The sequence below is a fragment of the Haemophilus sp. CCUG 66565 genome, from assembly GCF_001679495.1.
GTDB classification, from domain to species: Bacteria; Pseudomonadota; Gammaproteobacteria; order Enterobacterales; family Pasteurellaceae; genus Haemophilus; species Haemophilus haemolyticus_K.
The window spans coordinates 354,668-374,263 of the sequence record NZ_LZOX01000016.1 but is presented as its reverse complement, the minus strand read 5'-3'; the positions used below and the strand labels follow the sequence as shown (position 1 = coordinate 374,263).

Sequence of the window (19,596 nt, the reverse complement as noted above, 5' to 3'; positions counted from 1 at the left end):
CGGTCAAAAATAAATGATGAATACCGATCCGCAAAATGCAATGAATTTTGACATAATTTTGGAAATATTGCTATTTGATATGAAGTTTAGGAAAATCAAAAGCGGCCAGTTTTTGCTGACCGCTTTTTATCATGAGGGAATTATAAAATCTCTTTCGCTTTCTCTACCACGTTTTCAACAGTGAAACCAAAGAGTTTGAATAATTGATCAGCAGGTGCTGATTCGCCGAAGCTATTCATGCCTACCACATGACCTTCAAAGCCAACGTATTTATACCAGAAGTCGGCAATACCCGCTTCAATCGCAACACGTTTAGTTACTGCTGCAGGTAATACGCTTTCACGGTACGCTGCATCTTGTTTATCAAAACGGTTAGTGCTTGGCATAGAAACGACACGTACTTTTTTACCTTCACCGGTTAATACATCCGCTGCTTTCACTGCTAATTCCACTTCAGAACCTGTCGCGATGAAAATTAATTCAGGTGTACCTTCGCAGTCTTTTAATACATAAGCGCCACGTTTAACGGCATCTAATTGTGCAGAAGTGCGGTCCATTTGTGCAAGATTTTGACGAGTGAAAATTAACGCACTTGGACCATCTTGACGTTCAACCGCTTGTTGCCATGCAATGGCTGATTCCACTTGGTCACATGGGCGCCATGTTTCAAGGTTTGGAATTAAGCGTAGTGATGCAGTTTGTTCCACAGGTTGGTGAGTTGGACCATCTTCACCTAAACCGATAGAGTCGTGAGTATAAACGAATAATGAGCGTTGTTTCATTAATGAAGCCATACGCACCGCATTGTGTGCATATTCGTAGAACATTAAGAAGGTTGCGCCGTAAGGAATGAAACCGCCGTGCAAGGCAATACCGTTCATAATGGCAGACATACCAAATTCACGAACACCGTAGTTGATGTAGTTACCACCTACGTTTTCATGCGCACGAATCGGTTTAGAACCACTCCATAACGTTAAGTTAGAGCTTGCTAAGTCTGCAGAACCACCTAAGAATTCAGGTAACACATGAGCATATGCTTCGATTGCATTTTGTGATGCTTTACGGCTTGCAATACTCGCTGGATTTGCTTGTAATTTTTCAATGAACGCTTTAGATTCTGCCGCCCAGTTTGCTGGTAATTCACCGTTTACACGACGTGTAAATTCTGCGGCAAGTTCTGGATATGCTTTTGCATAAGCAGCAAATTTTTCTTCCCAAGATTTTTCTGCTGCAGCTCCTTTCTCTTTTGCAGACCATTCAGCATAATATTCAGCCGGAATTTCAAATGGTGCGTAATCCCAGTTTAAGGCTTTGCGGGTCAATGCAATTTCTTCATCGCCTAATGGTGCACCGTGACAATCGTGTGACGCTGATTTATTTGGTGAACCGAAACCAATGATCGTTTTACAAATAATTAAAGTCGGTTTTTCTTTTTCTGATTGTGCAAGTACAACAGCCTGACGAATTTGTTCTGCATCATGGCCATCCACATTACGGATTACTTGCCAGCCATAAGCTTCAAAGCGTGCTGCGGTATCATCGCTGAACCAACCATCTACATGACCATCAATTGAAATGTTGTTGTCATCGTAGAATGCGATTAATTTACCTAGGCCTAATGTTCCTGCTAAAGAGCAAGCCTCGTGAGAAATCCCTTCCATTAAACAGCCATCGCCTAAGAACACGTAAGTGTGGTGATCAACGATTTCATGACCTTCACGGTTAAATTGACCTGCTAAGGTTTTCTCAGCAATCGCCATACCCACCGCATTAGTGATACCTTGGCCTAATGGACCTGTTGTGGTTTCAACACCTGGCGCATAACCATATTCTGGGTGACCTGGGGTTTTAGAATGTAATTGACGGAATTGTTTTAAATCTTCGATAGAAAGATCATAGCCAGTTAAATGTAAAAGGCTATAAATCAACATAGAACCATGGCCGTTAGAAAGTACAAAACGATCTCGGTCAGCCCATTTAGGATTGGTCGGATTGTGTTTTAAAAAGTCGCGCCATAATACTTCAGCAATATCCGCCATCCCCATTGGTGCACCAGGGTGACCAGATTTAGCTTTTTGCACAGCATCCATTGATAAGAAACGAATTGCATTGGCTAATTGTCTACGAGTTGCCATTTTGTTCTCCTGTTATAATTCGCTTTGAAAAAATAATCTTGCGCATTCTACCTTATTTCTGAAGGAAATTTAGCAAAAATCCGCACTCAATTTAATAGTTTGTGACAATAATCAAATTCTACGGCGACGCTGGTGAAAACGCGCGCTACTCGATTTTACTTTCAAATTTACCGCACTTTTTTTCTCTTTGGATTTGCGGTAAGTCCGTCGATAGTGACTTAAAAAATAATGAATAGAGCTTGCCATCAGCGCGCCAAGTAAAAAGACAATAATGAGTTCACCATATAATTGGTGAAAAATCTGATTAATTTTTGATTGGTTAGATTGCGTATATTGCGCATCAATAGTGACGCGTAAAAATCCTTTAATGCCGCTTTGGGCGTAAAGTGGCTCCACAATTTGTTGGTTATTTTCATCGGGTGAATTGCGAGTCTCGCGACTTTGAGCCAGTAATTTTCCTTCGCCATCATATAAGCTTGCATCTAAAATAAAGTCTTCTTTGACTATTTGATCAAGATTATCCGTTAATTGCTCTGTTTTGGCATTGTTTGTAAGTAAAACTGAAAATAAATTGGCTTGTTGACGAACCAAAATATGTGAGATGTTCGCCACTTGGTTTACGCTAGCAAATTGTGAACTCAGCTTAAATTGCTTCACACCAAATAAGATAACGCCAAGTGCAGTTAGGCTTAGCACAATAATCGTTGCAAGCATGGTTGATTTGATTAGTTTTTCTTTAATTATTTGCACTTTTTCAACTCACATCGGTTAAAATCTTTTCAGTCGCCACAATTTACAGGATTTTTATGCAAATTCAACGTTTCGAAAGCATTACACAAAAATACCCACAACTTCCTACCGCACTTTTAGTTAACGAGGAGCCTATACAGAATGGGGAACCTTTTATCTTATACGGCACAAAGTTGGACATGACTAAGCTGGAAAAATTTCAACAAAAGTGCGGTCAAAATTTTCAGATTTTTGATGTTTGGATGGTGGAGCAAAATATTGTCGTTTTATTAAAAGGCCAGTGGTTTGCTGAGTTTGTTAACTTTGCTCATGATGTTGAAGTAGATATAGCTAAATTAGATTTTAGCCCTAAATTGTCTCAAGCTGGGTTATTGGTGATGGATATGGATTCTACCGCGATTCAAATTGAGTGTATTGATGAAATTGCGAAACTAGCAGGTGTTGGTGAACTTGTTTCTGCGATTACGGAAAGCGCAATGAGAGGTGAATTAGATTTCGAGCAAAGTTTGCGTCGTCGAGTGGGGACATTAAAAGGTGCGCCAGAAAGCATTTTGCAGCAAGTTAGAGAGCATTTACCGCTAATGCCTGGATTAGTTGAAACGATCCAAACCTTACAGAAATATGGTTGGAAAACCGCAATTGCTTCAGGCGGATTTACTTATTTTGCGGATTATTTGAAAGCCTTATTGCAGCTTGATTTTGCTGCATCCAATCAGTTTGATATTGAAGATGGAAAACTCACTGGCTTAGTTAAAGGCGATGTGGTTGATGCCCAATATAAAGCTAAAACATTACAACGTTTGTTAGAGGAATACAGTATTGATTCACAACATTCTATTGCTATTGGTGATGGTGCAAATGATTTGGCAATGATGAACGTAGCTGGGTTAGGTGTTGCGTTTCATGCTAAACCTAAAGTGCAACAACAAGCGCAAATTGTGGTAAACTTCGCCGACTTAACCGCACTTTTATGCCTTTTAAGTGCTAATGATAGAATTTAATAAAATGGGAGAAGACTATGCCATCTTTTGATATTGTTTCTGAAATCACTTTACACGAAGTCCGTAATGCCGTGGAAAATGCCAACCGTGTGCTTAGCACGCGTTATGATTTTCGTGGTGTAGAAGCAGTAATTGAATTAAATGAAAAAAATGAAACGATTAAAATTACCACAGAATCTGATTTCCAACTTGAACAATTAATTGAGATTTTAATTGGATCTTGTATTAAACGTGGTATTGAGCACAGCTCTTTAGATATTCCAGCAGAAAGCGAACACCACGGTAAACTTTATAGTAAAGAAATCAAACTTAAACAGGGGATTGAAACGGAGATGGCGAAGAAAATTACTAAATTAGTAAAAGATTCTAAAATCAAAGTTCAAACTCAAATTCAAGGTGAGCAAGTACGTGTGACAGGTAAGTCACGCGATGACTTACAGGCTGTCATTCAACTTGTTAAAGGCGCTGAATTAGGCCAACCATTCCAATTTAATAATTTTAGAGACTAGGATATAGTTATTGAGGTTTAAACTCATAGAAGTATGCAAAATTACCGCATATTTTTCAATGTATTATCGATGAGAAATAGTTAATGACAGAACAGGAAAAACATATTCAAGACAATGACAAGCTTTACCGTTATCTTTTCCAAAATCGTGCGGTTCGTGGGGAATGGGTTCGCTTAAATAAAACATTCACTGATACATTAAATACCCATCACTATCCGAAAGCAGTACAGGATTTATTGGGTGAAATGATGGTAGCGACTAATTTGCTTACTGCCACACTAAAATTTGACGGCAATATCACCGTACAAATTCAAGGCGATGGTCCATTACGCTTAGCATTAGTAAATGGCAATGATCAACAACAAATCCGCGCCCTTGCTCGAGTGGATGGCAACATCACTGAAAATATGAGTCTGCACAATATGATTGGCAAAGGCGTATTGGTCATTACTATTGCACCAAAAGAAGGAGAACGCTATCAAGGTGTAATTAGCCTGGATAAACCAACGATCACTGAATGCTTAGAAGATTATTTTGTACGCTCAGAACAGCTTCAAACTCAATTAATTATTCGTACTGGAGAATATGAAGGAAAGCCAGTGGCAGCAGGTATGTTATTACAAATTATGCCTGATGGTTCTGGTACACCAGAAGATTTTGAGCATTTAACTACGCTCGCAGCAACAGTAAAAGATGAAGAATTATTTGGTCTCCCTGCAGAAGAGTTACTCTATCGTTTATATCACGAAGAAACCGTCAATCTTTATCCAGCACAAGATGTACAATTTTTCTGTGGCTGCTCTGCAGAGCGTTCTGGTTCTGCATTACTGCTCATCTCCGATGAAGAAATTGACGAAATATTAGCCGAGCATAAAGGCAGTATTGATATGCAATGTGAGTGCTGTGGTACACACTACTTCTTTAATAAAGAAGCAATTGGAAAATTAAAATCAACAAAACTTTAAAAACAATCCCGACGCCATGTCGGGATTTTTGATCTATATCATAAATACACCTAAAAATAGGTAATAAAAAGCCATGATTTTTCAAAAATGAGATCTAGTTAACATTTTTTTGCATTGACATTCTTTAGAATAGGCGACAGTTAAATTTTAATCTTAAATATTAGAGGTGACTTATGACAGACTTAAACAAAGTAGTAAAAGAACTTGAAGCTCTAGGCATTTATGACGTAAAAGAAGTTGTCTACAATCCAAGCTACGAGCAATTGTTCGAAGAAGAAACCAATCCAGGTTTAGGAGGCTTTGAAAAAGGTACTTTAACTACGACTGGTGCAGTAGCTGTAGATACTGGTATCTTCACTGGCCGTTCACCAAAAGATAAATATATCGTATTAGATGAAAAAACCAAAGATACTGTTTGGTGGACATCTGAAGCAGCGAAAAATGACAACAAACCAATGAACCAAGCTACATGGCAAAGCTTAAAAGACTTGGTGACTAACCAACTTTCTCGTAAACGCTTATTTGTGGTTGATGGTTTCTGTGGCGCTAGCGAACACGACCGTATTGCGGTACGTATTGTAACTGAAGTTGCATGGCAAGCACATTTTGTGAAAAATATGTTCATTCGCCCAACTGAAGAACAACTTAAAAACTTTGAACCTGATTTTGTTGTAATGAACGGTTCTAAAGTAACTAATCCAAACTGGAAAGAACAAGGTTTAAATTCAGAAAACTTCGTTGCTTTCAACTTAACTGAGCGCATTCAATTAATCGGTGGTACTTGGTACGGCGGTGAAATGAAAAAAGGAATGTTCTCAATGATGAACTACTTCCTACCACTTAAAGGTGTTGGCGCAATGCACTGCTCAGCCAACGTTGGTAAAGATGGCGATGTAGCAATCTTCTTCGGCTTATCTGGCACAGGTAAAACAACCCTTTCAACCGATCCAAAACGTGAATTAATCGGTGATGATGAGCACGGTTGGGATGATGTTGGTATCTTTAACTTTGAAGGTGGTTGCTATGCGAAAACCATTCACCTTTCAGAAGAAAATGAACCAGATATTTACCGCGCTATCCGTCGCGATGCATTATTAGAAAACGTGGTTGTTCGTGCCGATGGTTCTGTTGATTTTGATGACGGTTCAAAAACAGAAAATACTCGCGTGTCTTACCCAATTTATCACATCGATAACATTGTAAAACCAGTTTCTCGTGCAGGTCACGCAACTAAAGTTATTTTCTTAACTGCAGATGCATTTGGCGTATTACCACCAGTATCTAAATTGACACCAGAACAAACTAAATACTACTTCTTATCAGGTTTCACTGCGAAATTAGCAGGGACTGAACGTGGTATTACTGAACCAACTCCAACTTTCTCAGCATGTTTCGGTGCAGCGTTCTTAACCCTTCACCCAACTCAATATGCAGAAGTGTTAGTAAAACGTATGCAAGCAGCTGGTGCTGAAGCTTACTTAGTGAATACTGGTTGGAATGGTACAGGCAAACGTATCTCAATCAAAGATACTCGTGGAATCATTGATGCAATCTTAGATGGCTCAATTGAAAAAGCTGAAATGGGTGAATTGCCAATCTTCAACTTAGCAATTCCTAAAGCATTACCAGGTGTAGATTCTGCAATCTTGGATCCTCGCGATACTTACGCAGATAAAGCACAATGGCAATCAAAAGCTGAAGACTTAGCTGGTCGTTTTGTGAAAAACTTTGTTAAATATGCAACTAACGAAGAAGGCAAAGCTTTAATTGCTGCTGGTCCTAAAGCTTAACTAAAAATACTAAAAATATTAACCGCACTTTGGGTGACTGAAGTGCGGTCATTTTTTATCTGTTTTCAAGCTGATAAATGTATTCAAAAATTTACAAAAATCCAGTAAAATCACCGCGTTTTAACTTTCGTCAATTAAAAGGACAATGTAATGCTTAACCAAATTAAAAAAGATGCTCAAGATCGTATGGAAAAAAGCCTTGAAGCATTAAAAGGCCATATTTCGAAAATCCGTACCGGTCGTGCACAACCGAGTTTACTTGATGCAATTCAAGTTGAATATTATGGTGCAGCAACTCCACTTCGCCAATTAGCAAACGTAGTGGCAGAAGATGCGCGTACTTTAGCTGTAACTGTTTTTGATCGTTCTTTAATCTCTGCGGTAGAAAAAGCAATTTTAACCTCAGATTTAGGTTTAAACCCATCTTCAGCGGGTACCACAATCCGTGTTCCGCTTCCTCCATTAACAGAAGAACGCCGTCGCGATTTAATCAAAATTGTGAAAGGCGAAGGTGAACAAGGTAAAGTTGCGGTTCGTAATGTGCGTCGTGATGCGAATGATAAAATCAAAGCATTATTAAAAGACAAAGAAATCAGCGAAAACGAACAACATAAAGCAGAAGAAGAAATCCAAAAAATCACAGATATTTACATTAAAAAAGTAGATGAAGTATTAGCGGATAAAGAAAAAGAATTAATGGATTTCTAATCATAAAAAATGCGAAAGGCAGACAGTTTTGTCTGCCTTTATTTTATTAGGTATGCGGATTTAGACGTACCAATGAAAATATAATAAACAAAAGTGCGGTAAAGATTCTATGCAAAAACAAAACATTGTCATTCTTGGTTCAACGGGATCAATCGGTAAAAGTACCCTTTCTGTTATTGAAAATAACCCTCAGAAATATCATGCATTTACACTCGTCGGCGGAAAAAATGTAGAAGCAATGTTTGAACAATGCATAAAATTCCGACCGCACTTTGCGGCTCTTGATGATGTAAATGCGGCTAAAATTTTACGTGAGAAATTAATTGCACATCATATTCCAACGGAAGTATTAGCAGGACAACAAGCTATTTGTGAACTTGCAGCACATCCAGATGCAGATCAGATAATGGCATCTATTGTTGGTGCCGCAGGATTGCTACCGACTCTTTCTGCGGTTAAAGAAGGTAAACGGGTATTACTGGCAAATAAAGAATCATTGGTAACCTGCGGACAGCTTTTTATTGATGCCGTAAAAAACTATGGTGCGAAGCTTTTACCAGTAGATAGTGAACATAATGCTATTTTTCAATCGTTACCGCCAGAAGCACAAGAAAAAATCGGTTTTTGCCCACTTTCTGAATTAGGTGTAAGTAAAATTATACTCACCGGTTCTGGCGGGCCATTTCGTTACACACCTCTCGAACAGTTTGCTAGTATCACACCAGAACAAGCAGTTGCGCACCCTAATTGGTCTATGGGTAAAAAAATCTCTGTCGATTCAGCTACAATGATGAATAAGGGCTTGGAATACATTGAGGCTCGCTGGCTTTTCAATGCAAGTGCGGAAGAAATGGAAGTCATTATTCATCCACAATCGATTATTCATTCTATGGTGCGTTATGTTGATGGCTCAGTCATTGCTCAAATGGGAAATCCAGATATGCGTACACCAATTGCAGAAACTATGGCATATCCTCATCGCACTTTTGCCGGAGTAGAACCTCTTGATTTCTTTAAAATTAAAGAACTGACGTTTATTGAACCTGATTTTAATCGCTATCCAAATTTAAAACTGGCTATTGATGCCTTTGCTGCGGGTCAATATGCGACAACAGCAATGAATGCAGCTAATGAAATTGCCGTACAAGCATTTTTAGATCGTCAAATTAGTTTTATGGATATTGCAAAAATTAATGAGCGTACTATTGAGAAGATTACACCGCAAACTATTCAATATGTTGAGGATGTATTGGAAGTTGATCATTTAGCGAGAAAGATTGCTGCAGAACTAATATAAAAGTGTGATGTTGCGTTTATATTCTTATTATGGATAGAGTTTGTTTATTACTAATAAAAAAGTACGGCAAAATATAGCCGTACTTTTTTTATTTACTTACTAGATAATGCTACCAAGTAAAACCGACCTTTAATGAAGCAAATTTCTGTGGTGCGACATCAGAGCCCTTAAGCATTCCAATATTCGTGCTTATATTCCACTGTTTCATTTGAGCATTAAAACCAAGTTCATGAGTAAAATAACGTCCGAATTGTTGTTTTAATGCGACATCATTGACGCTTAATACCCTCTGAATGGCAAGTTTTCTTTGAGTAGCATCATAGTAATTGCTTGAGAAACTCGGGGTGAATTTTACACCATTTATATCAAACGTTTTATCTAACATTACGCCAGCACGATAAGTCGTTAAATGTAACGTTTTACTGTTGATATTTGCACCGTCTAATTGGTAGTTTGTGGTAGATAGACGGTAATAGCGCATACCAATTGAAGGTATGATATTAATTCCCCAGTCTAGAGAAACTCCAATATTTCCGCCTGCACTCAAAATATTACGGTGGAACGTTTTGTTTTCTTCGTCAAATTTTACATTGTTACGGCTGCGTCCATAACCTAAGTCAAAACTTGCAAAGACATCATTATTCCACTCGCCTTTAACAAAACCATTTATACCAGTTAGTCGGCTTGTACCTGATACATTTTCATCAAACTCATTATTAGCGCGAGAATGAGAAAGCACCGCACCAATTTGCATATTCGAATTTAATGCCTGTATTACACCGATTTGAGTTAAAGTTAAATTTTGCTTATATGGACGATTATAGTCGGAGCGATAAGTTCTCTGACTTGCTTCCGTATTCACCCAAACATTAGATTTATCTTGGCTTAATAAATGACGATCTAAATTTCGTCCAATTTGTAATACCGAATTAACGTTTGCAGAAAGCTCTGATAAAGCCGTATTGGAATAACGACTGATTAATTGAGCCTGTACAGGTATTGCCACATTTTTAGGTATCTCACCTAAGAAATGATTAATATCACCTAAAGTTGTATAAGTATCTTCAAGCGCATTAACAAGAGATCGTATAGCTTGATCCAAATTTTCTTGCGCAAAATGAACCGCACTTTCATCACCAGATACTTTAGCATGTTCTAATGCTTGTTGAGCGAATTCTACTTGCTCAATATTTGCATCAAGCTCCGCTTCAAAAGCCGCTAGATCACTATCATTTGCGACTTTAGCAACTTTTCGACATACATCAGATGAAAGCCCTTGGGCAGTACAAAGTTTTTGAGCTTGTGCAATTTTATTTGCATAACCCGCTTGTAAACGATTTAATTCTGCTTGCAAATTACTTTTTTGAGATGAAAGTGAATTCACTTCATTTTTTATAGTATTCACACTTCCAAGTACTGAGGATACTTGTTGTGAATAGTAATTTACTTGTGAATTAATATTACGATATTCATTACGTTGATTTTCTAATTTAGACTTATATTGCGTAAATTGCTCATATAATCGTCGACGTTTAATAAAACGGATACGAGGCGTACGATTGTATTCATTAAAAGCATTATCAATTTGATTATTGCTTTGGTTTATATCTGAAAGCAATCGTGCAACATGTGATTTATAAGTATTTTCTTTTGCTTTCACATCCTCGTATTGAGCATTTAATCGATTTAGCTCTTGTTGTTTTTGATTAAGTAATTGGTGCACTTTCTCAAATTCACGCTGACTATTTGCAATAAGTTGCTCACTACCTTGAAAAGACTGTTCAGCCTCACGCAATGGGTTATATAGTCGATAGTCATTGTTGCGATTAGCTAGAATATAACGATATGCCCCTAAATCAACATAACCATTTTCAAGCGCGAAGCGAGCTTGCCCTATTCGCTGATTTGGATGATTTAATTTAACAAGGCTTAATGGATTTACTTCATTAGGTTCTTTACCCGTATTTTTTACAGAAAGGATATAAGAACCCGAGGCAAGCCCATTTACTGTAATATGATCGCCTCTATGTTCCGCCACATTCGTTAAGAAACGGAAGTGACCATTCCCTGTCAATTTGCCATTAATTGTTAACTCATTAAATTGAATCCAACCACGATAGTTTTTATTTACATCATCATAATTGGCATTTAATGTGATCTGGCTATTAGGTAAAAGCTCTAAATTTCCTACTGTACTATTTCCGTTGAGTGACCACTGGCTATTAGGTTGTAAGTAAATTTGTGTCGTAGGGGCTGCATTAATACGCCCAACTAAATGCGCTTTACCTAAATTAAGCTGGCTATTATTTTTTAAATCAATGTTACCGAATACAACTGTAACAGGCATACTATTAAAAGCTAAATGCCCTAAAGTCTTATTCTCAGAACAAGCTGTGTAACCTGTATAAGATGCACGAATGCATTCATTGGATTTACCTTGGGTAAAACCTAGCTGAATTTGGGCTTGATGTCGAGCGTTGAAATTCCCTTCTAATAAGCTTACATTACGACTACTTTCTAGTTTTGCATTGCCTGAAACATTAAATTCACGCGCTTTGAATTGGCGATTAATCCAACTATTTTCATTTATAACTTCTTTTTTGTTTAAATGATCATAAGCGTGAGGAGTAGGGATGCCTGAAAGTACTAAGTGCCCCGCTGATACGTTTAAATTCCCATTTAAATTCGTACCGCCGTTCAATACAAGCACACTATTGTAATGGTTAGGGTTGTAATTAAACGTTAACGCACCGTTATAACGTTGAGAATCATACTCGCCAAGGAAACCACTAAACGTATCTAAACGTTTTTTAGAGTTTTCTTTTAAAACCTCATTTCTTACAACTTTTTGTCTGTCGTTACCTAAAAATTCCCAATCATTGGTAGTTGTCATATCCAAAGGGAAATAAGCTCGAGGATTTTTCCCATCTTTTAGACGGAAATAATCGAATCGGTTATTTCTATGATTATTTTTATATTCATACAACGCAAACGAAGTGGTCGGCTCCTGCCCCCATTTTACCCATTCTATATTTTGAGCCGTTACATCATTACGACCAATTACATTAATTTCAGCGGCATAGGTGCGGTGATTATTGACAATTTTTGCGCCGTCATCAGCATTTTGAATACGATGGAAAGTGAGCGAACTTCCATTAACATCTAATCGCCCACCTCGGAAACCAAAGTAAATATTATCTGGATTGACCTGCTTATTATTGGCAAGAATAACTGTTCCTCGGCCACTTGTTATCCCAACTTGATTAAAGGCTTGCTGCTGTCCATTAAACGACTTTTGATCAAGTACTACAGTTCCATCGCCTACACTAATATCACCTAGGTTTTTGCCTTGACCATCAATATAAAGTGTGCCCGTTCCTAATTTTGAAAGACGGTCATTAATAGGATTTTTTACGCGCCAATGAACCGTTTTATCACCGTCAACGACAATTCCCGCTCCTAGCCAAGTTGTATCATTATTTTCTGCGCGAACAATGGCATTTTGATTGAAGTATAAAGCCCCCGAACCTTGGTTAATACTATCTTTAAGAATGAGAGTTGAACCATCACCACCTTGGAAATGAATAGTCTTACCGTTATCTAAAGAAGGGCGTTGCGTATTTTGATCTAATGATTTCTTAGATGAATTTTCTAATGCTACATGAATATTTTCAGCACCATTTTTTAATACACTATCGCCATTACCTAAATTCCGCCATTGGATCTCTTTAGCGCGAAGTGGAATCTGAATCTCATCATTTTTAAAAGCTTGTGCTATGACATCAGGTTGAATAATCGTATAAATGTTCTCGGTCCGATCATAACCCGCAAAAGTAGATAGCACTGCGGCTAATACCCAGCGTTTTTCCTTCGCATCATAAGCAAATAGCGGTGAGCCGCTATCACCAGGCAAACCATAAGTTGCTAGCCCATCATAAATATCACCATTAAATGATATCCAATTGTCCATTGATCCTCGTGGTGCGAGCGGTATTCCACCAGTAAGATAATGATAAGCAGATGTTAAAGATGTTTTATCTTTACCATCTTTACTTCTTAAATATTGACGTCCAGAGCCTACTCGCACAAAGTATGGATAACGATTTTTATCTAAAAAAGCACCATTGCGTGGTCCTGTTTTTTTAGCATTATCAAAAGCAATATTATTTAGAGGTATCGGTGCGACTTCGGTCACCAATTTATGTAACCGCGGGGCATGAAAATCCAATCCGCTATGATTATTTCGATCTGTAATAAGATAATTAAAATAATGACTATCTGAATTATTATCACTATCACCAAATTGTACCGAGCCATAACCTAAGTTATGTTTTACACTGGCGATATACTGAGGATTAAACAAAGTTGCAATACCGCTTACCCTATTTGCCACATGTAAATCAGGCATCGGTAAATTGGGTAATACTGTTGCAATCTTCTGACCTTGTTTATTAAAAACGGGAATATTGCTAGATCCGACTGAAAATTGTCCTTTATTTTCAGCAAAATCACGGAAAAATTGGTAGTCCACATCATTACGGACCATTGAGGCTTGCGCGTAAGAATTCGCAAAAGCAAGACTTAATGCCAAAAGTGTTGGACGAAACAAATTGATTTTATGCATTATGGTTGCCTTATAACTTATAAATAGAAAAATATAAATTCTAGTAAAGTGCGGTAAAAATTCCGCTAATCTTTAAAAATTAGATCCGCTAATTTTACCCTATTTTCGTAGGTAATGCACGGTAACCTGATTATTTCTTTTGTCCAAAAAATACTTTATCCTTCAACACTCTCAAAGGCTGCATATCACTATTTCCCATGATGACACGACTTGAATCAGAACGTAGGCAAGTTCCACCATAATGTCCCCCCACAGTAAAAGTACAGATTTGCAAATATTGATCTTCCACTTGTGGTAAGCACCAAAGCTGTTGATAAATACTATCTTGCTGACTAAACTGCCCATCGGTTGTGTCTAGCATGGAATTATTTTCACCAATCAATTTAACGTTATCGCCTCGGCGACCTGCAATTGGTTTTTGAGCATAGCCGTTTTGGATTAAGTTTGGTGTGAGATGAAAACTTGCCTCTAACAAATAACGATGATTAGGGAATAAAGACCAAAGCACAGGTAAAATCGCCTTATTGCTTGGAATTGCCGTCCAAAGCGGTTCATAAACCAACACTTCTGGGCGAAGTAGTACGTCAATTAACCGCACTTTATCTTCAGGATAACCAGTGCGAATAGGAGGAGCAACTTCCATTCCTGTTGCATCTTCACGAAGTTGTTCCAGCATAGTTTCCCATGCCCATGTTTTCCAAACGGTTTGAACTTGGTTATTTTCATCATCAATCAGGCGACCACGATTATCCCAATGCAATCCTTCTGTGCCGTGAATAATTTTTGCTTGAAATCCTGCTTGTACCAATGCTTGTTGCATAAACATAGCGTGGTAATCTTCTTCATCATCATGATCTTGCAGAATATGAACTAATTTTGAGGCTTGACTATGTTGCCAACAATCAGCTAACGCATTACGCAAACCATCGGACGGATTTTCCCCTAATACACCACCAGCTTGTTTTGCCCAACGATTCATAATATCGCCAGCTTCAGCATGGCAAGAGGCTGAGTCTGCATTATATTCATAGACTTTCAAACCTCGTTCACTCATACAGAAATCTAAACGACCTGTAATCGTCTGATAACGGCGATTTTGCCAAGAAAGTCTTAAGCGTGGCCAAAGGAGCTTCGGAATATTGAAATACCGCAACAGATTATCATCTTTAAGTACCTTGTCTGTTGCATGTAAATACATTAAATGGAGTTCGTTCGTGGCGTGAATTAATTCCTGTTGAGCACTTTCAGACATGGCAAAATAGCGATATTGATCAGAATGGCTCACTTTATGCCCGCCCATCGCCTTGATATAAGCCATATCAAATGGTTCATTTTCATTTAACCATTTCCCACTAAATTGACCGTGATTGTCAATATGATGAGCTTGTAACCGAAGTGCGGTTGATTTTGGGAAAGGTTGGGGTTCTGAAAATTCAGTGTCGTTTGTTTGAATCATCCAGCCAAGAATTTTAGTATCATCAAAAGTATCTTGTAGAAAATAACCTTGTTCTGAAACAATCATCGGCAATTTACGCGTCCATTGCTGACCACTTGGTAAGCGGGAATGAATCACATTTTGCTCGGCGATTCGAACGCTATCAGGCAACACCTCGGTGATAATTGCCACATGCCCTGTGTGTTTAAACTCTCCCCCTTCTTGCCAAATTAATAAGGAACCTGCTTGAGGTTTACGTTTGCAACCATTAGCAAATGCCTGCAAGGGCAACAAGGCATCGTTCACTACTTGGCGTAAAAAACGTAAAGAAAAGATCTCGTACGCCATACCGACATCGGCAAATACAACACCGTGATTGAGATATAAATAACGACGCGCAAATTCCACACACTGCCATTTATAGCCCATATATTCTCGCCCTAGATAACTCCGAAATGCCGCATCATTCGGGAACTCTTTATCATCTGCAGTATTGTAATCTGAGGAATAAATTGCCACGCCACCAGGAGCATATCCAAGTAAGCTACCAAAAGGATCGTGGGTAATGATATTGGCTGAACGTTCTGTCATAGTATCTTCCGAATAAAAAATGAATGCGGTTAGTATAGATCTTTTATTTTTATTACGGAAATCAATAAAATTTTACCGCACTTTCTTCCTACCAAATTTTTGATTTATCTCATCTTTTCATCAAAACATTCTTTACCATTTAACTTCTTAGATTAAAATGAACATGCTTTTCGAGTATTCGAGAGTACACAATTTAGTTTAACTTTAGATATCACAAGGGTTTCATTATGAAAGGATCAAAATGGCCTGTGGTTGCAGGTGCTGCACTTGGTATCATCGGTCCACTACTTACTTATAGCGGAAATCCCGGCAACATGGGATTCTGCGCAGCCTGTTTCTTACGCGATACGGCTGGTTCCATTGGCTTACATCAAGCTGCTCCACTTCAATACATTCGCCCCGAACTCATTGGATTAATATTCGGTGCGTTAGTGAGTGCGTTATTTGCAAAAGAATTCCGTGCTCGTGGTGGTTCATCACCATTCATTCGCTTAATTTTAGGGGCGTTTGCCATGATTGGTGCCTTAACTTTCTTAGGTTGTCCATGGCGCGCATATTTGCGTTTAGGCGGTGGCGATTTATCTGCGATTGCCGGTGTTATCGGTTTATTTGTCGGCGTACTAGGCGGAATTTTCTTTAGTAATCGAGGATTTTCGCTCGGCAAAGCAAAAGAACAAGCTCCTGTTACAGGCTGGATTTCTGTCATTATTGCGGGATTATTACTTATTGGCGTTATCACCCAATTTAGTTTTGGCGAAGGTTTACCGCTTTATTTCTCACAAAAAGGCCCTGGCACACAACATGCATTTTGGGCATTATCTTTAGTGGGGGGGATAATCGTAGGGGCATTAATGCAAAAATCACGCTTCTGCTCAATTGGCGCATTCCGTAATTTCATTCTATTCCGTGATTCTTCGTTATTGAATGGTGTCATCGCTCTAGTGGTATTTGCCGCAATTACAAATGCTTTACTTGGTCAATTCCATTTAGGCTTTGAACAACAACCTGGCACACATAATCAATATCTTTGGAACTTCCTCGGCATGGCACTTTGCGGATTATGCTTCGCCCTTGGCGGTGGTTGTCCTGGCAAACATTTAGTTCATCTTGGTGAAGGCGATAATGACTCCGCTATTTTTGTGCTTGGTATGCTTTTAGGTTCAGCTGCTGCCCACCGTTTAAGCCTTGCAGCTTCAGGTTCTGGCATTGGTGAATTCACTCCTTACGCTTTAGTTCTTGGATTTATATTCTGCGCCTATATTGGCTTTACCAAAAAATCGGCTTAATTCACTTTTTATCTGCACTCATCATGAGTGCAGATTTTCTTTTCCTTGCATTATCCCCCTTACAGTGTCAAACTCTCCGCACTTTTTAAAACTGTAAAAAATAATGACAAAAAAACGTAAAAACTTAATCAGCCAAGATCCTCATTACAAACGAGAATTGGAAAAATACGGCAATCCAATCCCGAGCCGTGAGTTCATTTTAAGCGTTATTCGAGACAATAATTCGCCGATGAATCGGGATGAAATTTTGACCGCACTTTCCATTCTAAATGAAGATCAAATAGAAGCGATGCGTCGCCGATTACGCGCGATGGAAAATGACGGCCAATTAGTGTTCACCAAACGTAAACGCTATGCCTTACCAGAAAAATTAGATTTATTTAAAGGCACGGTAATTGGTCATCGCGAAGGTTTCGGTTTTTTACAGGTCGATGGCAAAAAAGATGATTTATTCATTCCAAACCATCAAATGCAAAGAGTCATGCACGGGGATTTTGTCTTAGCGCAACCTGCTGGATTAGATCGTCGTGGTCGCCGTGAAGTGCGAATTGTGCGCGTATTAGAAAGCCGTAAAAAACAAATTGTGGGCCGCTTTTTCTTAGAAAACGGTTTTAGTTATGTGGTGCCTGATGACAGCAGAATTGGCCGAGATATTCTTGTGCCAAATGAACATCGTAATGGTGCTCGCATGGGACAAGTGGTCGTTGTCGAATTGCAAGAACGTTCTGCCAGTTTTAACCAGCCAATTGGCGTAATCACAGAGATCCTAGGTGACAATATGGCGAAAGGAATGGAAGTGGAAATCGCCTTGCGTAACCACGATATTCCCCATAAGTTTCCAAGTGCGGTGGAAAAATACGTAAAAAAATTCACTGAAGAAGTCCCTGAAGAAGCAAAAAAAGGTCGTGTGAATTTACGCAATTTGCCGCTTGTGACCATTGATGGCGAAGATGCTCGCGATTTTGATGATGCTGTTTATTGTGAAAAACATGGCAAAGGCTGGAAACTTTGGGTAGCGATTGCGGATGTCAGTTATTACGTACGTTTACGTTCTGCTTTGGATGTGGAAGCGCATAATCGTGGTAACTCAGTCTATTTTCCGAACCGAGTTGTACCAATGCTACCTGAAATTTTATCAAACGGCTTATGCTCTCTTAACCCACAAGTGGATCGTTTATGTATGGTGTGTGAGATGCAAATTTCTGCCAAAGGTAAGCTAACAGATTATCGCTTTTATGAAGCGGTGATGAATTCTCACGCCCGCCTCACTTATACCAAAGTAGCAAAAATGCTCGAAGGCGATGAAGAATTACGTGCTCGTTATTCTACGCTTGTGCCTCATTTAGAAGATCTTTATAAACTCTATCAAACGTTGCTTGGTGCTCGTCATCAACGTGGTGCGATCGATTTTGAAACCATTGAAACTAAGTTTATTTTCAATGCAATGGGGCGAATCGAGCGCATTGAACCCGTTGTTCGTAATGATGCCCACAAAATCATTGAGGAATGTATGATTCTTGCGAATATCGCAGCAGCCAATTTTATGGAAAAACATAAAGAGCCTGCGTTATATCGTATTCATGCCACTCCTAGCGAAGAAAAATTAACATCGTTCCGCACTTTCTTAAGTGAGTTTGGTTTAACTTTAGAAGGTGGCTTAAAACCAACCACAAAAGACTATGCTGCCCTCTTAGAAAAAGTTAAAGAACGACCAGATCATGAACTTATTCAAACAATGTTGCTACGTTCATTAAATCAAGCCGTCTATCATGCTGATAATATTGGGCACTTTGGTTTGGCTTTGGAAGAGTATGCTCACTTTACTTCGCCAATTCGCCGTTATCCAGACTTAACACTTCATCGAGGCATCAAATATTTGCTCGCTAAAGAACAAGGCGCAAAACGTAAAACAACGGATACTGGCGGTTATCATTACTCTTTTGATGAAATGGATTTACTTGGCAATCACTGTTCAATGACGGAACGCCGTGCTGACGACGCTACTCGTGAAGTGGCTGATTGGCTGAAATGTGAATATATGCAAGATCATGTTGGCGGTGAGTTTAGCGGTGTGATTTCATCTGTGACTGGATTTGGTTTATTTGTACGCTTAGATGATTTATTCATCGATGGTTTAGTCCATATTTCCACCTTAGAAAACGATTATTACCAATTCGATGCAGCAAAACAGCGTTTAATTGGCGAAAATAGCGGAATGCAATATCGCTTAGGCGATAAAGTTCGCATCAAAGTTGAAGCTGTACATTTAGAAAATAAAATGGTCGATTTCTCGCTGATAGGGAGTGAACGTAAGCCTCGTCGTGCTGGAAAAACTGCGAAAGAAAAAGCCAAGAAAGTTTTTAAAGAACTACCGACTAAAGCATCCCAAAAACGAAAAAGTGCGGTAAAAAAGAAAGAAGTTTCGAAGAAAACATCTAGAAAACGAAAATAATTCACTTCCCATTATGGAATGAATTAAAAATTCAAATAAGAAAAAGAGAA

12 protein-coding genes are annotated in these 19,596 nt (G+C 38.7%); 8 read left to right on the top strand and 4 right to left on the bottom strand.

Annotated features, from left to right (window positions below; genetic code table 11):
- Positions 1-140: 140 nt before the first annotated feature.
- Together tkt and A9501_RS07330 are read right to left on the bottom strand one after the other, a co-directional pair.
- Complete coding sequence (tkt, locus tag A9501_RS07335) at positions 141-2,138, bottom strand: transketolase (RefSeq protein ID WP_065265420.1); 1,998 nt, start codon at positions 2,136-2,138, stop codon at positions 141-143.
- Positions 2,139-2,249: 111 nt separating this feature from the next.
- Entirely contained in the window at positions 2,250-2,888 is a 639-nt protein-coding gene (locus tag A9501_RS07330; RefSeq protein WP_065265419.1) for a YtjB family periplasmic protein, read from the bottom strand.
- A gap of 56 nt (positions 2,889-2,944) precedes the next feature.
- On the opposite strand from A9501_RS07330, the gene serB reads away from it, so the two are divergent.
- The 6 genes from serB (at position 2,945) to ispC (ending at position 9,158) form a co-directional block, all read left to right on the top strand.
- Positions 2,945-3,889, top strand: a complete 945-nt coding sequence (gene serB, locus A9501_RS07325) for a phosphoserine phosphatase (protein WP_065265418.1) — start codon at positions 2,945-2,947, stop codon at positions 3,887-3,889.
- 17 nt (positions 3,890-3,906) lie between these two features.
- The gene (locus tag A9501_RS07320) at positions 3,907-4,398 is read left to right on the top strand and encodes a YajQ family cyclic di-GMP-binding protein (protein ID WP_005629625.1); all 492 of its coding nucleotides are present in this window, start codon (positions 3,907-3,909) and stop codon (positions 4,396-4,398) included.
- An 83-nt stretch (positions 4,399-4,481) separates the two neighbouring features.
- Entirely contained in the window at positions 4,482-5,363 is an 882-nt protein-coding gene (hslO, locus tag A9501_RS07315; protein WP_065265417.1) for an Hsp33 family molecular chaperone HslO, read from the top strand.
- Between the two features lie 173 nt (positions 5,364-5,536).
- Positions 5,537-7,153: a phosphoenolpyruvate carboxykinase (ATP) gene (pckA, locus tag A9501_RS07310; RefSeq protein WP_065265416.1), complete on the top strand. Its 1,617-nt coding sequence runs from the start codon at positions 5,537-5,539 to the stop codon at positions 7,151-7,153.
- 150 nt (positions 7,154-7,303) lie between these two features.
- Positions 7,304-7,861 carry a ribosome recycling factor gene (gene frr / locus A9501_RS07305; RefSeq protein WP_005632773.1) on the top strand — a complete coding sequence of 186 codons (558 nt, stop codon included), beginning with the start codon at positions 7,304-7,306 and terminating at the stop codon, positions 7,859-7,861.
- 109 nt (positions 7,862-7,970) lie between these two features.
- Complete coding sequence (gene ispC, locus A9501_RS07300; protein WP_065265415.1) at positions 7,971-9,158, top strand: 1-deoxy-D-xylulose-5-phosphate reductoisomerase; 1,188 nt, start codon at positions 7,971-7,973, stop codon at positions 9,156-9,158.
- Between the two features lie 109 nt (positions 9,159-9,267).
- On the opposite strand, the gene A9501_RS07295 is transcribed toward ispC, so the two are convergent.
- Complete coding sequence (locus A9501_RS07295; protein ID WP_065265414.1) at positions 9,268-13,782, bottom strand: S6 family peptidase; 4,515 nt, start codon at positions 13,780-13,782, stop codon at positions 9,268-9,270.
- Positions 13,783-13,912: 130 nt separating this feature from the next.
- Entirely contained in the window at positions 13,913-15,808 is a 1,896-nt protein-coding gene (gene gss, locus A9501_RS07290; protein WP_065265413.1) for a bifunctional glutathionylspermidine amidase/synthase, read from the bottom strand.
- 227 nt (positions 15,809-16,035) lie between these two features.
- Between gss and yedE the strand changes: the two genes are divergently transcribed.
- Together yedE and rnr are read left to right on the top strand one after the other, a co-directional pair.
- Positions 16,036-17,094, top strand: a complete 1,059-nt coding sequence (yedE, locus tag A9501_RS07285; protein WP_065265412.1) for a YedE family putative selenium transporter — start codon at positions 16,036-16,038, stop codon at positions 17,092-17,094.
- A gap of 103 nt (positions 17,095-17,197) precedes the next feature.
- On the top strand, positions 17,198-19,546 hold the full coding sequence (gene rnr / locus A9501_RS07280; RefSeq protein ID WP_065265411.1) for a ribonuclease R: 2,349 nt from the start codon (positions 17,198-17,200) through the stop codon (positions 19,544-19,546).
- Positions 19,547-19,596: the final 50 nt, after the last annotated feature.